Annotated in this window: 11 protein-coding genes; 5 read left to right on the top strand and 6 right to left on the bottom strand. The window is 72.9% G+C overall.

The features are described 5' to 3' along the window. Window positions 1–39: 39 nt before the first annotated feature. Genes efeB through IO29_RS16800 form a run of 3 tightly spaced genes read left to right on the top strand, consistent with a single transcriptional unit; the run spans window position 40 to window position 3,185 of the window. Window positions 40–1,347, top strand: a complete 1,308-nt coding sequence (gene efeB, locus IO29_RS16810; protein WP_234307501.1) for an iron uptake transporter deferrochelatase/peroxidase subunit — start codon at window positions 40–42, stop codon at window positions 1,345–1,347. A gap of 4 nt (window positions 1,348–1,351) precedes the next feature. Then, on the top strand, window positions 1,352–2,224 hold the full coding sequence (gene efeU, locus IO29_RS16805) for an iron uptake transporter permease EfeU (protein WP_030379669.1): 873 nt from the start codon (window positions 1,352–1,354) through the stop codon (window positions 2,222–2,224). After that, complete coding sequence (locus tag IO29_RS16800) at window positions 2,184–3,185, top strand: SCO2278 family lipoprotein (RefSeq protein ID WP_030379668.1); 1,002 nt, start codon at window positions 2,184–2,186, stop codon at window positions 3,183–3,185. The genes efeU and IO29_RS16800 overlap by 41 nt, the downstream gene beginning before the upstream one ends. 16 nt (window positions 3,186–3,201) lie before the next feature. On the opposite strand, the gene IO29_RS16795 is transcribed toward IO29_RS16800, so the two are convergent. Continuing rightward, window positions 3,202–3,963 carry a bifunctional DNA primase/polymerase gene (locus IO29_RS16795; RefSeq protein ID WP_030379667.1) on the bottom strand — a complete coding sequence of 254 codons (762 nt, stop codon included), beginning with the start codon at window positions 3,961–3,963 and terminating at the stop codon, window positions 3,202–3,204. A gap of 126 nt (window positions 3,964–4,089) precedes the next feature. Beyond that, entirely contained in the window at window positions 4,090–5,091 is a 1,002-nt protein-coding gene (locus tag IO29_RS16790; RefSeq protein ID WP_030379666.1) for a small ribosomal subunit Rsm22 family protein, read from the bottom strand. Between the two features lie 168 nt (window positions 5,092–5,259). Here IO29_RS16790 and IO29_RS16785 point away from each other — a divergent pair, with 168 nt between their 5' ends. Further along, window positions 5,260–6,252 carry an aldo/keto reductase gene (locus IO29_RS16785; RefSeq protein ID WP_030379665.1) on the top strand — a complete coding sequence of 331 codons (993 nt, stop codon included), beginning with the start codon at window positions 5,260–5,262 and terminating at the stop codon, window positions 6,250–6,252. A 50-nt stretch (window positions 6,253–6,302) separates the two neighbouring features. Here the strand turns inward: IO29_RS16785 and IO29_RS16780 are convergent, their stop codons facing one another. Together IO29_RS16780 and IO29_RS16775 are read right to left on the bottom strand one after the other, a co-directional pair. Then, window positions 6,303–7,472 carry a serine hydrolase domain-containing protein gene (locus IO29_RS16780; protein WP_030379664.1) on the bottom strand — a complete coding sequence of 390 codons (1,170 nt, stop codon included), beginning with the start codon at window positions 7,470–7,472 and terminating at the stop codon, window positions 6,303–6,305. Next, the gene (locus tag IO29_RS16775) at window positions 7,424–8,740 is read right to left on the bottom strand and encodes a multidrug effflux MFS transporter (protein ID WP_078618264.1); all 1,317 of its coding nucleotides are present in this window, start codon (window positions 8,738–8,740) and stop codon (window positions 7,424–7,426) included. Before IO29_RS16775 ends, IO29_RS16780 begins: the two co-directional genes overlap by 49 nt. A 150-nt stretch (window positions 8,741–8,890) precedes the next feature. On the opposite strand from IO29_RS16775, the gene IO29_RS16770 reads away from it, so the two are divergent. Beyond that, window positions 8,891–9,892: a Gfo/Idh/MocA family protein gene (locus tag IO29_RS16770; RefSeq protein ID WP_030379662.1), complete on the top strand. Its 1,002-nt coding sequence runs from the start codon at window positions 8,891–8,893 to the stop codon at window positions 9,890–9,892. Between the two features lie 3 nt (window positions 9,893–9,895). Here IO29_RS16770 and IO29_RS16765 read toward each other — a convergent pair whose 3' ends face one another. Together IO29_RS16765 and IO29_RS16755 are read right to left on the bottom strand one after the other, a co-directional pair. Beyond that, window positions 9,896–11,539, bottom strand: a complete 1,644-nt coding sequence (locus IO29_RS16765) for an alkaline phosphatase D family protein (protein ID WP_030379661.1) — start codon at window positions 11,537–11,539, stop codon at window positions 9,896–9,898. A gap of 725 nt (window positions 11,540–12,264) precedes the next feature. After that, window positions 12,265–13,476 carry a D-alanyl-D-alanine carboxypeptidase family protein gene (locus IO29_RS16755; protein WP_051707667.1) on the bottom strand — a complete coding sequence of 404 codons (1,212 nt, stop codon included), beginning with the start codon at window positions 13,474–13,476 and terminating at the stop codon, window positions 12,265–12,267. Between the last annotated feature and the right edge of the window lie 55 nt (window positions 13,477–13,531).

Here is a 13,531-nt window from a genome sequence, read left to right as displayed (position 1 = left end):
GCACGAAGAAGCAGCGACACAGAAGTGGGAGAGAGCGGGATGGCGGAGATCTCCGGGGAGCCGGGACCGGACACGGACAGCGGTGCGGGGTCCGGCCCCGCCGCTTCCGCACCCTCTCGGCGGGCCCTGCTCGGCTGGGGCGGGGCCGGGCTCGCGCTCGGGGCCGCCGTGGCCGGGGGTGCCGTGGCGTTGGCCGAGGCGGGGGACGACATGGACCCGGCCGGTGCCGACACCGGCGGCGCCGTCGCCTTCCACGGCACGCACCAGGCGGGCATCGCCACCGCCGTCCAGGACCGGCTGCACTTCGCCGCGTTCGACGTGAAGACCGAGGACCGGGCCGCGTTCGTCCAGCTCCTGAAGGACTGGACGGCCGCCGCGCGGCGGATGACCGCCGGCAGGACCGTCGGCGACGGCGCCTACGGCGGGCTCGCCGAGGCCCCGCCGGACGACACCGGCGAGGCGCTCGGCCTCCAGCCCTCCCGGCTGACGCTGACCATCGGCTTCGGCCCCTCCCTCTTCGAGAAGTTCGACCTCGCCGGCCGGCGGCCGGAGGCCCTCGTCGACCTGCCGAAGTTCCCCGGCGACAACCTGGAGAAGTCCCGCACCGGCGGCGACCTGTGCGTCCAGGCCTGCGCGGACGACCCCCAGGTCGCCGTGCACGCGATCCGCAACCTCGCCCGCATCGGCTTCGGCAAGGTCGCCATCCGCTGGTCCCAGCTCGGCTTCGGCAAGACCTCCTCCACCACCCCGGGCGCCCAGACCCCCCGCAACCTCTTCGGCTTCAAGGACGGCACCCGCAACATCGCGGGGGACGAGACCGGCCGGCTGAAGAAGTACGTATGGGTCGGGGACGGCGACGGCGGTGAGAAGGACGCCTGGATGGAGGGCGGCTCGTACCTCGTCGCCCGGCGCATCCGGATGAACATCGAGGTGTGGGACCGCACCTCGCTCCAGGAGCAGGAGGACGTCTTCGGCCGCGACAAGGGCGAGGGCGCCCCGGTCGGCAAGGCCAAGGAGCACGATCCGCCGTTCCTGAAGGCGATGAAGCCCGACGCGCACGTGCGGCTCGCGCACCCCGACGCCAACGACGGCATCACCATCCTGCGCCGGGGCTACTCCTTCACCGACGGCACCGACGGCCTCGGCCGGCTCGACGCCGGGCTGTTCTTCCTGGCCTACCAGCGCGACCCCCGCAAGGGTTTCATCCCGCTCCAGCGCAAGCTGTCCGCGTCCGACGCGCTCAACGAGTACATCCAGCACGTGGGTTCGGCGGTCTTCGCGATCCCGCCCGGCGTCCGCGACGCGGACGACTGGTGGGGCCGGGCGCTGTTCTCCGAGGAGGCGTAGCACCGTGTTCTCCAACTATCTGATCGGTCTGCGCGAAGGGCTGGAGGCCAGCCTCGTCGTCTGCATCCTGATCGCCTACCTGGTCAAGACCGGCCGCCGGGACGCCCTGCGGCCCATCTGGACCGGCATCGCCATCGCGATCGCCCTCGCGCTCGGCTTCGGCTGCGTGCTGGAGTTCGGCTCCCAGGAACTGACGTTCCAGGCGCAGGAGGCGCTCGGCGGTTCGCTGTCGATCGTCGCGGTGGGCCTGGTGACGTGGATGGTCTTCTGGATGCGGCGTACCGCCCGTCACCTCAAGTCCGAACTGCACGGCAAGCTGGACGCCGCCCTGGCGATGGGCACCGGCGCGCTGGTCGCCACCGCGTTCCTCGCGGTGGGCCGGGAGGGCCTGGAGACCGCGCTGTTCGTGTGGGCGTCGGTGCACGCGGCCGGTGACGGCACCCCGCGCCCGCTGATCGGCGTCGCCCTGGGCCTCGCCAGCGCGGTGCTGCTGGGCTGGCTGTTCTACCGGGGCGCGGTGCGGATCAACCTCGCCAAGTTCTTCACCTGGACCGGCGGCATGCTCGTCGTGGTCGCCGCGGGCGTGCTCGCGTACGGCGTCCACGACCTCCAGGAGGCCGACATCATCCCCGGGCTGACCAGCCTCGCCTTCGACATCAGCGGCACGATCCCGCCGGACAGCTGGTACGGCACCCTGCTCAAGGGCGTGTTCAACTTCCAGCCCGACCCGACGGTGCTCCAGTCGGTGGTGTGGGTGCTGTACCTGGTCCCGGCGCTCGCGCTGTTCCTGGCCCCGGTAGGGTTCGCCTCCGGGAAGGGGAAGGTGAAGGCGCCTGATGACCAGGGATCGCGGACCTCGAAGGCTTCGCAGGCTTGACCGGAGCGCGCTGCTCGCGGCGTCGGTGACCGTGCTGTCGTTGACGGCGAGCGGGTGCGTGGTGGTGCACGGGGAGCGCGAGTTGCTCCCGGCCGCCACGAAGGGCGAGGCGGCGAAGGCGCTGAAGGCCTTCCTGACCTCCTACAACAAGGCCCAGCGGGCCAACGACCGTGCCCTGGACGCCGGTCATGTCTCCGGCGCGCTCGCCGACATCGACGACGCCAAGCTGAAGGCCGGGCACACGACGGCCCCGGACGGCAACTCCTCGTACAAGGCGCTGGAGCTGACCGACACGACGTACACGATCCCCAAGAAGGCGGGCTGGCCGCGCTGGTTCGTCGCCGACTCGGCCTCCAACCGCGGCAGCAGCCGCTGGCTGCTCGTCTTCACCCGCACCGGCGCGGACGACGCCTGGCGGGTGACGTATCTGACGGTCGCCGCCGCCGACGACGTACCCGTCTTCAAGAAGGACGCCGACGGTTTCGCGGAGCCCGTACCGGCCGGTGACCCGGCGCTCGCGGTGGCGCCGGGGAAGCTCCCGGCGCGGTACGCGGACCAACTGCGGGACGGCGGCGACACGTTCGCCCCCGGCCCCTTCACGAGCGCGCTGCGGGACGCCCGCAAGAAGAACGCCGCCCGGCCCGGGCTCGCCCGCCAGTACCAGGACGAGGCGCTGACCGGCGGCGCGTACACCCCGCTGGGGCTACGGACGAAGGACGGGGGGGCGCTGGTGTTCTTCGCCACCCGGCACTACGAGAAGCAGACGGCCGCGAAAGGGGTCAGCCTCACGGTGACCGACCCCAGCATCAAGGCACTGATGAAGGGCGAGCCGAAGCAGTCGCTGACGCTGGGGTACGTCTCGAACCAGGCGGTCCTCGACCCGGCGAAGGGCGCGGGCGACAAGGGGAAGGTCCGGTTCCTGGGACGGGTGGCGGGGCTGACGGCGGCGAAGGGCGGCTGACCGGTCCCGGCGGCGGTCAGCCGTGGTGGTTCCGGGCCGGCAACGCGTCGGCGTCCTCGGCTCCGAGGTGGTGGCGGGCGCAGGCGTCGGTGAGCGCCTCCAGCAGGCTCAGCGGGTCCGGCAGCGGGTGTTCGGGGCCGCGTACCCACGCGACGCGCTCCTCGCCCGGCAGCGCGGCCGGCGGTACGAGGACGTAGGAGCCCCGGCAGTGCCAGCGCAGTCCGGGGTGCTCGTCCATCGTCTCGGGGTGGCAGTCCAGGGCGCACGGCCACCACTCGTCCTCGTCCTCCGGGGTGCCGCGGGTGAGGGTGAAGAACATCATCCGCCCCTCCCCCGTCCCGGCGCCGCCGCCGGTGACCGCGACCGGGCCGACCTCGACGCCGCCCGCCAGCAGCCGGTCCAGGGCCTCCTGGCCGGCCTCGCGCGGCACGTCGAGCACGTCGTGCGTCATGCCGGTGGCGGTGATGAAGTTGGCGTCCGGCTGGTGCCGGGCCCAGCGCTCGACCTGGGCCCGGTCGGTGGTCGACTGGGTCTGCCAGGCCCAGGAGACGGGGTGCCGGGCGGGGGTGGGACAGCCGACGCGGTCGCAGGAACAGCGGTAGCCGACGGGGTGTGCGGCGGGGGCCAGCGGGAGTCCGGCGGCGGCCGTGGCGAGCAGCAGGTCCTCCCGGCCGCCGTCGCCGACGGCGGTTTCCTCGGTGCGGCGCCCGCGCAGCCACCGGGAGATCCGGGCGAACCTGCCCTGCCCGCCCGTGCGGCGGCCGAACCCTGCGCTCATCGATCTCCTCACCTCGGTGCGGAATGCCTCGGCATGCTCAGACATGCTCCATGGTCCCACCATCCTCCGCCTTCGGTGGCCGGAGTCCGTATCCGGTGGGCTTTGCGGGGGTCCGCCGGGCGCGCTTCACTCGTCCGAGTGCGGGGGCGGCCAGGCGTCGCCCCAGTCCGCGTCGCGGGCCGCCCGGTACAGGGGGCCGTGCCGCTTGGTGACCGTCTCGCGGCGCAGCGCCTCGTCCGGGGCGCACAGGTCGAGGAGCACCTGGCCCTTGCGGATCTGCGGGCGGCGGACGATGCGGTGGGGTGCCGGAGCCGCCGGCTCGCGCGTGGCGGCGACGTAGCTGAACTTCTCGTCCTCGTACGGCAGTGAGCCGCCCTTGACCTGGCGGTGCAGCGAGGAGCGGCTGACCCGGGCGGCGAAGTGGCACCAGTCCTCGCCGGGGACGATCGGGCAGCGGGCGCTGTGCGGGCAGGGCGCGGCGACGCGCAGCCCGGCGGCGATCAGCCGGTCGCGGGCCTCGATGATCCGGGCGTAGCCGTCCGGGGTGCCGGGCTCGACGATCACCACGGTCCGCCCGGCGGCCGCCGCGGCGTCGACGACGTGGGCGCGGTCGGCGTCGGTCAGCTCGCCGAGGACGTACGAGACGGTGACGAGGTCGGTGGGGTCGACGGCGAGCGTCTGCCCGATGCGGGTGCGCCGCCACTCGGCGGCCTTGAGCGCGGGGTGCGCGGCGGCGATCTCCCGGCCGAGCGCGAGGGCGGGCTCGGCCCAGTCCAGGACGGTGACCGGGCGTTCCCGCGGCCAGGTGACGGCGGTGGCCCAGGTGGCGGCGCCGGTGCCGCCGCCGATGTCGGTGTGGCTGTCGGGGGCCCAGTCCGGCGCGGCCGCGGCGAGGGCGCCGAGGGCGGAGCGGACGGCCTCGAAGGTGGCGGGCATGCGATAGGCGGCGTACGCGACGACGTCCGCGCGGTCGCGCAGGACGGGGGTGTGGGTGGGGGTACGGCCCCGGTAGCTGGCGATGAGCCGGTCGACGGCGGTGGCGGCCTGGCGGGGCGGGAGACCGTCGAGGAGACGGGCGAGGGTGGCGCGGAGGGTGTCCTCGGCGGCGGCGGGGGCGGCGGGGTTCACCTGCGGAATTGTAGGGAGCCGCCCCCGCCCTCCCCGCCCCCGGGGACTCCTGCCCTGAACGGGCGGCGGCTCCACTTGACTTCGAGCGCGCGCGAAGTCCTAGCGTCGAAGGCGTTCGTCAGTGCTCACCGTACCGCCCGGTCCACCGGGCAGGAGGAGTGTCCGCGCATGATCACCCGAACCCCGCTCGGCTCGTCCGGTCTCACCGTCAGCGCGATGGGCCTGGGGTGCATGGGAATGAGCGAGAGCTACGGCGCCGCCGACTGGGACGGCGGCCTGGCCACCATCGGCCGGGCCCTGGAGCTGGGCGTCACGTTCCTGGACACCGCCGACGCCTACGGCGCCGGGCACAACGAGGTCCTGGTCGGCCGGGCCGTCCACGGCCGCCGGGACCAGGTGCGGCTGGCCACCAAGTTCGGCATCGACCGCAGCGCCGGCGACCGGGCACGCCGCATCCGCGGCGCCCGGGACTTCGTGCTGCGCTCCTGCGACGCCTCGCTGCTGCGGCTGGGCGTCGAGGTGATCGACCTGTACTACGCCCACCGTCCGCCCCAGGACGTGGAGATCGAGGAGACCGTCGGGGCGATGGCCGAGCTGGTCGAGGCGGGCAAGGTCCGCCATCTGGGCCTGTCCGAGGTCGACGGCGAACTGCTGCGCCGGGCGCACGCGGTGCACCCGATCACCGCGGTGCAGAGCGAGTACTCGCTGTGGACCCGCGACGTCGAGGCGCTCACCCCGGTGATGGCCGAGCTGGGGGTCGGGCTGGTGCCGTACTCGCCGCTGGGGCGGGGGTTCCTGACCGGCGCCCTGGACCGCTCCACGCTGGGCGAGAAGGACTTCCGGCGCACCAACCCCCGCTTCGCCGGCGAGGCGGGCGAGGCCAACGAGAAGATCGCGGCAACCGTGCGCGAGGTGGCCGGCCGGCTGGGCGCCACTCCGGCCCAGGTGGCGCTGGCCTGGGTGTACGCCCAGGCCGAGCGGCTCGGGGTGACGGTGGCGGCCATCCCGGGCACCCGCAGCCCGGCCCGGCTGGAGCAGAACGCGGCCGCGCTGGAACTCACCCTGGACGCCGAGGCACTGGCCGCGCTGGACCCGCTGAGCGACCAGGTGAGGGGCGAGCGCTACACCCCCGCGCACACCGCCGAGGTCGCACGGGGTTAGGGCCCGTCTCTCAATTCCCGTCTGCCGGGGGGCGTGAACCCGCCCCCCGGTCAAAGGGGTCGTACCGCCCGGTACAGACGGGTACCGGCCGTCGCCCGCACCGTGTTGTCCGCGGGCCGTCGCCGCGGATGCACCGCGTTGGAGAGCAGCACCAGGAACGAACCCGTCGCCGGGTCCAGTACCAGCGACGTGCCCGTGAACCCCGTGTGCCCCGCCGCCCCCCGCCCGGCCAGCTCCCCCATGAACCACGGCTGGTCCACCGCGAACCCCAGCCCCGGTGCCGTCAGCATCAGCTCCACGAAGTCCGGCCCGAGGACGCGGGCCGGCCCGTACGACCCCCCGCTCAGCAGCGCCCGGCAGAACACCGCGAGGTCCCGCCCCGTCGAGAACAGCCCCGCGTGCCCGGCCACGCCCCCGAGCGCCCACGCGTTCTCGTCGTGGACGGTCCCCCGCAGCATCCCCCGCTCCGCCTTGGCCCACGGCCGCCGCTGGTCCTCCGTCGCCGCCGCCCCCGGGCACGGTCCGAAGCCGGTGGCGTTCATGCCCAGCGGCCGGGTGACGCCGTCCCGGATCAGGACATCCAGCGGCCGCCCGGTCAGGCGTTGGAGCACGTGCTGCAACAACAGCATGTTGAGGTCGGAGTAGCGGTACGTGCCGGGCGCGCCGACCGGCTCCTCCGCCCGCAGCAGCGCCAGCCGCGAGGCCCCGTCGGAGGCGTCGTACAGCGGGAGTTCGGGGCGCAGGCCGGAGGTGTGGGTGAGCAGCTGCCGTACGGTCAGCCCGTGCGCGGCGGCGCCGGTGAAGTCCGGCAGATACGCCCCGACGCGCGCGTCGATGCCGAGCGTGCCGCGCTCCAACTGCTGCACGGCGACGACGGCCGTGAACAGCTTGGTGAGGGAGGCGAGGTCGAAGGGCGTGTCGACGGTCATCGGGACCCGTATCTCCGGCGGGAGTTCGACGCCGGTGTCCGTCTTCTCGTCGTAGCGGGCATAACGGACCGCCCATCCCACGGCCTCCTCGACCGCGACGACGGGCCCGCGCCCCGCGACGACCACCGCCCCGGCGGCCCAGCCCCGCTCCACCGCCGCGCGCACGTCGCGCACCAGCAGGCGCAGTTCGCCGGGGTCGAGTCCGGCCCGTTCGGGGCTGTCGACACGCAGTCTCGGCGCGCTCAGTGCTCTGTTCCCTCCGTGCCGGCCGGTCCGTTCCAGGGACGGCACAGTGCCATGAAGCAGACCACCGACACCAGCGCCGCGCCCACCTGTACGACGGCCATGGGGACGGCGGTGTGCTCGCCGGCCAGTCCGACGAGCGGCGAGGCGAGGGCGCCGATGAGGAAGGAGGAGGTGCCGAGCAGCGCGGAGGCGGCCCCGGCGGCCCTCTTCGTCCGCATCAGGGCGAGCGCCTGGGCGTTGGGCATGGTCAGACCGAGCGCGGACATCAGGACGAACAGCCCGGCGGCGACCGGGGCGAGCCCCACCTCGCCGAAGACGCCGGTGGTGAGCAGCAGGAGCGCGAGCGCGGCGGCGGTGACGAGGGCGAGGCCGACCGCCAGCACCTTCTCCAGCCGGACCCGGCCCACCAGCAGCTTGCCGTTGATCTGGCCGACGGTGATCAGTCCGACGGAGTTCAGCGCGAACAGCAGGCTGAAGGTCCCCGGGGAGGCGCCGTAGATGTCCTGCACGACGAACGGGGAGGCGGAGATGTACGCGAACAGCGCGGCGAAGGCGAAGCCGCCGGTGAGGGTGTGGCCGACGAAGACCCGGTCGGCGAGCAGCCCGCGCATGGCCCGCAGGGTGTCGCCGATGCCGCCCTCGTGCCGGCGGGCGGGCGGCAGCGTCTCGGGCAGCCGCGCCCACACCAGCGCCCCGAGCACCAGTCCGACCACCGTGAGCAGGACGAACACCCCGCGCCAGCCGGTGAACCGCAGCAGTTGGCCGCCGATCACCGGGGCGACGACGGGGGCGACCCCGGAGATCAGCATGAGCGTGGAGAAGAAGCGGGCCATGGCCACGCCCTCGTACATGTCGCGCACGACGGCCCGCGCGATCACGATGCCCGCCGCGCCCGCGAGCCCCTGCACCAGCCGGAAGGCGACGAGCGTTCCGACGGTGGGCGCGAGCGCGCACAGCGCGGTGGCCACGACGTTGACGACGAGCCCGGCGAGCAGCGGCCGGCGCCGGCCCCACCGGTCGCTCATCGGGCCGACCACGAGCTGGCCGACGGCCATGCCGACCAGGCAGGCGGTGAGCGTGAGCTGGACGGTGGCGGCGGGGGCGTGCAGGGACCGGGTGACCTCGGGCAGCGACGGGAGGTACATGTCCATCGCCAGCGGGGCGGTCGCGGTGAGCCCGCCGAGCAGGAAGGTGACGAACAGTCCGGCGCGGGCGGCGGGGGCGGGTGCCGGGGGTGTCCTGGTGACACCGCCGCTCCCCCCGTGCTCCTCCAGGCCGTCCGGTACCTGCGTGGTGCCGCCACGCTCCGACATGGGTCCCCTCCCTGTTCTGCGGTTCTTCCGTCCCCCCGCCTATGCTCTCAGCTCGAACGACTGATCGAGGATGCTGCCCATTGGTTGGACCATTGGGTGGTCGGCACGCCGAGTGGGCAATCCACTGGCTGGACGGAACGAGGGACGGACATGGCGGACGGACGCGTGCGGTGGGGCATTCTGGCGACCGGCGGGATCGCCGCGGCGTTCACGGCGGATCTGGTGGATCTGCCCGATGCCGAGGTGGTCGCGGTGGCCTCGCGCAGCACGGAGTCGGCGAAGGCGTTCGCGGACCGGTTCGGCATCGGGCGGGCGTACGGCGACTGGGAGTCCCTGGCGCGGGACGAGGACGTGGACGTGGTCTACGTCGCCACCCCGCACGCGGCGCACCGGGCGGCGGCCGGGCTCTGTCTGGAGGCCGGGCGGAACGTGCTGTGCGAGAAGGCGTTCACGCTGAACCTGCGCGAGGCCGAGGAACTGGTCGCGCTGGCCAAGGAGCACGGCGGCTTCCTGATGGAGGCCATGTGGATGTACTGCAACCCGCTGGTACGGCGGCTGAAGGCGCTGGTCGACGACGGCGCGATCGGCGAAGTCCGCACGGTACAGGCCGACTTCGGGCTGGCGGGCCCCTTCCCGCCCGCGCACCGGCTGCGGGACCCCGCGCAGGGCGGCGGCGCGCTGCTCGACCTCGGGGTGTACCCGGTGTCGTTCGCGCAGCTGCTGCTCGGCGAGCCGACGGGGATCACCTCGCGTGCGGTGCTCTCCGAGGAGGGCGTCGACCTCCAGACGGGCTCCCTGTTCACCTGGGACAGCGGCGCGCTGGCCTCGCTGCACTGCTCGATCAACGGCGGTACGGCGGTGGTGGCGTCGGTGACCGGTTCGAAGGGCCGCATCGACATCCCGAGCGGCTTCTTCCACCCCGAGCGTTTCGTGCTGCACCGGGACGGCCGCGACCCCGAGGAGTTCACGGCCGACCCGGCGGACGGCCCCCGCACCAGCTTCCGCCACGAGGCGCGGGAGGTCATGCGTGCCCTGCGCGCGGGAGAGAAGGAGTCCCCGCTGGTCCCCCTGGAGGGCACCCTGGCGATCATGCGCACGCTGGACACGATCAGGGCGCAGATCGGCGTGCGGTACCCGGGGGAAGAGAGCTGAGGGTCACACCTCCCGCAGCCCCTGCTCCCCCACCTCCGTGACGAAGGAGCCGGCGGTCCTGATCGCCGCTCCGGGGGTGGTCACCGCGGCGACCGTCTTGAAGTCGGCCCGCGCCTGCGACCGCCCGAGCTCCACCGTCACATAGCCCCGCTGCCCGTTGTAGAACTTCAGGTGCGGGTTGGCCTTGGTGTACGTCGCCCAGTTGGACGGCTTCTCGGAGCCGTCCTTGCCGCTGGTGATGGAGGTCGCGACGATCTCCGTGCCGAGTGTCCTGGACGACGGGTCGTCGAAGTCGTCCTTGATGTCGAAGGCGTACCCCACGTGGACGTCGCCGGTGAGCACCATGAGGTTGTCGACGCCGGCGGACTTGGCCCCGGCGAGCACCCGCTGCCGGGACGCCCGGTAGCCGTCCCACGCGTCCATGGACAGCTTGGCGGCGGGGTTGAGGTCCAGCTTGCGCTGGGAGAACGTGACCTGCTGCGGGACGACGTTCCACAGCGCCCGGGAGGTGCGCCAGCCGTCGATCAGCCAGCGTTCCTGGGTGGCGCCGGTGATCGTGCGCGCCGGGTCGTCCGACTCCGGACCGGGTACGTGCGCGCCGTCGCCGTACGCCTGGTTGGAGCGGTACTGGCGGGTGTCCAGCACGTCGAACTGGGCGAGCCGGCCCCAGTACAGACGGCGGTAGAGCTGGGCGTCGGGGCCGTGCGGGAGCTGGGTCCGGCGCAGCGGCTGGTGCTCCCAGTACGCGCGGTAGGCGGCGGCCCGGCGCAGCAGGAACTCCTCCGGCGGGTCCTCGTTCTCGGAGACGTCGTCGGCGTAGTTGTTCTCGGTCTCGTGGTCGTCCCAGGTGACGACGAAGGGGTGCGCGGCGTGGGCGGCGCGCAGGTCGGGGTCGGTCTTGTAGAGGGCGTAGCGCAGCCGGTAGTCCTCCAGGGTGACCGTCTCGTGGTTGAAGAGGTCGGGCAGCACGCGGTCGGTGTACTGGCGGGCGCCGCCGACGGAGGTGACGGCGTACTCGTAGAGGTAGTCCCCGAGGTGGAAGACCACGTCGACGTCGTCCTCGGCGAGGTGGCCGTACGCGGTGTAGTAGCCGTCGTGGTACGCCTGGCAGGAGACGGCGGCGAGCTTGAGCCGGGAGGTGTGCGCGCCGGTGGCGGGGGCGGTGCGGGTGCGGCCGGTGTCGCTGGTCCAGGTGCCGGTGCGGAAGCGGTAGTAGTACTCACGGCCCGGGGCGAGGTGGGGCACCTCGACGTGCACGCTGTGCCGGAACTCGGGGTGCGCGGTGGCGGTGCCGCGTCTGGCGATGCGGCGGAAGCGGGCGTCGTGGGCGAGCTCCCAGTGCACGGTGACGCGGGAGGCGGGCAGTCCGCCGTCGGCCTCGTACGGCCGCGGGGCGAGCCGGGTCCACAGCAGGACGGAGGTGGGCTGCGGGTCGCCGGAGGCGATGCCGAGGGTGAACGGGTCGGCGGTGATCTTCCGGGCGTCGAGCTCGGCGGCGCTCGCGGCACCGGCGGCGGGCAGATTGACCGCGAAGGCGAGCGCGGCGGCCGCGCCCGTCACGGTGAGGAAGCGACGGCGCCCCAAGTGGCGGGCGGCGGCGCGGAGTTCGGGAGCGTGCTGCGACGGCTGATGGGACGCGGGTGTCATCCGGGGCCTCCCCTGGCGGTTGCGGACCCCGCCATTCGAACGACCCGGATCGACTCCCACCTGTCACGTACACAACAGCCACATGGCGGACGGATGAGTTCCGGTCGTCACCGCCACCGACCGCCCGACACCGGCCACCACGGGTGCGGACCTCGCGACGTGACACGAGGGCCTGCCGTTCGGATCGCGCCTGGGATCGGAAAAGAACCACAAGACGACAATCGCCGGATTTATTGCGAATGTAGTCGCAACCGTCAGGTCGAGGACAGCGGCACGTCAAGTCCCTAATAAGCTGAGAACGATCGAAGGATATTACGGCATATTACGGCTGGCATGAGTGGCGTCCAGCAGCTGCTCGCCCGTCATGGCGTCGGCGTTCGGGGGCCCCTGTCGTCGGCGCCGCTTCAACTTCAATACATCGAGGCATCTGTGAACTCCTTCCTCTACGGCCTTATATTGGGATTGTCGGCAGCTTTGGCGTTGGCCTGGGATGCGGAAAGAGCGGGCAGGAAGAGCATCGTATTCCCTTTGAGCTGCACTGTTCTCGCGATGTTCCCGATCTTGGTCGCGTTCACCATATATGGGTAGCTGAAGCAGAGCAGGAAGTCGTGGCGTGGATTCCTTGGCCTGGGGAGTCGCCTCGGACAGGCGGTTGGCGATCCGCTGCCCGACCGACAGCGAAACCCACCGCGACTGGCGCACGAGACAGGTCTGCGCCCTGCCCGTCAGCGCCCGGATCGGCCGCTTTCGGGGGCGTCGGACTCCGTCGTCCCCCCGGCGACCGCCCGCCTGCGCCTTCCCCGTAGGGCCAGTGTGCCGCCCGCCAGGAGGGCCACTGCCGCGCCGGCGCCGCCGATCAGGCCCCAGGACGGGCCGCCGTCGCCGGAGGCCGAGGCCGCCTGTGAGCCGGCGGCGCCCTTGGCGCCGGCCGCCTTGTCCGCGGGCGTCCGCTTCGCTCCACCCTCGCTCAGCGGGTCGACGAGCACGCCCACCGGCTTCACCTTGTCCGCGTTGGCGAAGCCCCAGTCGAGCAGCTTGGCGGTCTCCTTGTAGACGCCGTTGCCGCCGGACTGGGGGTGCAGCACGCTCACCAGCAGGGTGCGGCCGTTCCGCGTGGCCGCGCCCGTGAACGTGTTGCCCGCGTGGCTGGTGTAGCCGTTCTTGACGCCGATGAGGCCGTCGTACGTCTCCATCCCCCACGCCCCGGTCAGCAGGCGGTCGGTGTTCTGGATCTGGAAGGTCTTCTTGCCGCCGGCCGGGAAGTCGGCGGTCCTCGTCCCGCAGTAGGCGCGGAAGTCGTCGTTCTTCAGGCCGTGCCGGGCGAACAGCGTCAGGTCGTACGCCGAGGAGACCTGCCCCTTGTGGTCGAACCCGTCGGGGCTGCGCACCTGCGTGTCCAGCGCCTGGAGGTCGACCGCCTTGGCCTGCATCTCGGCCACCGTCTTGTCGATGCCGCCGTTCATGTGGGACAGCACGTGCACCGCGTCGTTGCCCGAGCGCAGGAAGACGCCGAGCCACAGCTGCTCGACGGTGTAGGTGTAGTTCTCCTTGACGCCGACGAGGCTGGAGCCCGCCGGGACGTCCGCGATCTCCTCCGGGGCGACCTTGTGCCGCTCGGTGCGGTCGAACTTGCCCAGCACGGTGTCCGCGAACAGCATCTTCAGGGTGGACGCGGGGGCCAGGCGCCGGTGCGCGTTGAAGGCCGCCAGGACCTCGCCGCTCTCGTGGTCGGCGACCAGCCAGGCGCGGGCGGTGAGCTTGGCGGGCACGTCGACCCCGCCCCGCACCTGCAACCCGGAACGGCCCAGCAGCTCACCGCCGATGGCGGTCGCGGCGTACGCGGAGGTGGCGGTGGCCGCGGGAACGGCGGCGGCCAGGGGCGCGGCGGCGGTGAGGCCGAGCAGCGCACGACGGGAGAGCGGAGAAGAGTCACGCATCCCGGGACCGTACAAAGTCCCGCACACCACGCCCACATCGGGGTCCCCAAGCCCT

It is taken from the genome of Streptomyces sp. NRRL F-6676 (assembly GCF_000725625.1).
GTDB lineage: Bacteria > Actinomycetota > Actinomycetes > Streptomycetales > Streptomycetaceae > Streptomyces.
The sequence above is the reverse complement of the archived record's forward strand: the minus strand, read 5'-3'. Positions and strand labels throughout refer to the sequence as shown.

Excerpts from the sequence above, each read along its gene's own strand:
- efeB (WP_234307501.1), top strand. The coding sequence starts at position 40 with ATGGCGGAGATCTCCGGGGAGCCGGGACCGGACACGGACAGCGGTGCG.
- IO29_RS16800 (WP_030379668.1), top strand. The coding sequence starts at position 2,184 with ATGACCAGGGATCGCGGACCTCGAAGGCTTCGCAGGCTTGACCGGAGC.
- IO29_RS16795 (WP_030379667.1), bottom strand. The coding sequence starts at position 3,963 with ATGAGCGCAGGGTTCGGCCGCCGCACGGGCGGGCAGGGCAGGTTCGCC.
- IO29_RS16785 (WP_030379665.1), top strand. The coding sequence starts at position 5,260 with ATGATCACCCGAACCCCGCTCGGCTCGTCCGGTCTCACCGTCAGCGCG.
- IO29_RS16775 (WP_078618264.1), bottom strand. The coding sequence starts at position 8,740 with ATGTCGGAGCGTGGCGGCACCACGCAGGTACCGGACGGCCTGGAGGAG.
- IO29_RS16770 (WP_030379662.1), top strand. The coding sequence starts at position 8,891 with ATGGCGGACGGACGCGTGCGGTGGGGCATTCTGGCGACCGGCGGGATC.
- IO29_RS16765 (WP_030379661.1), bottom strand. The coding sequence starts at position 11,539 with ATGACACCCGCGTCCCATCAGCCGTCGCAGCACGCTCCCGAACTCCGC.
- IO29_RS16755 (WP_051707667.1), bottom strand. The coding sequence starts at position 13,476 with ATGCGTGACTCTTCTCCGCTCTCCCGTCGTGCGCTGCTCGGCCTCACC.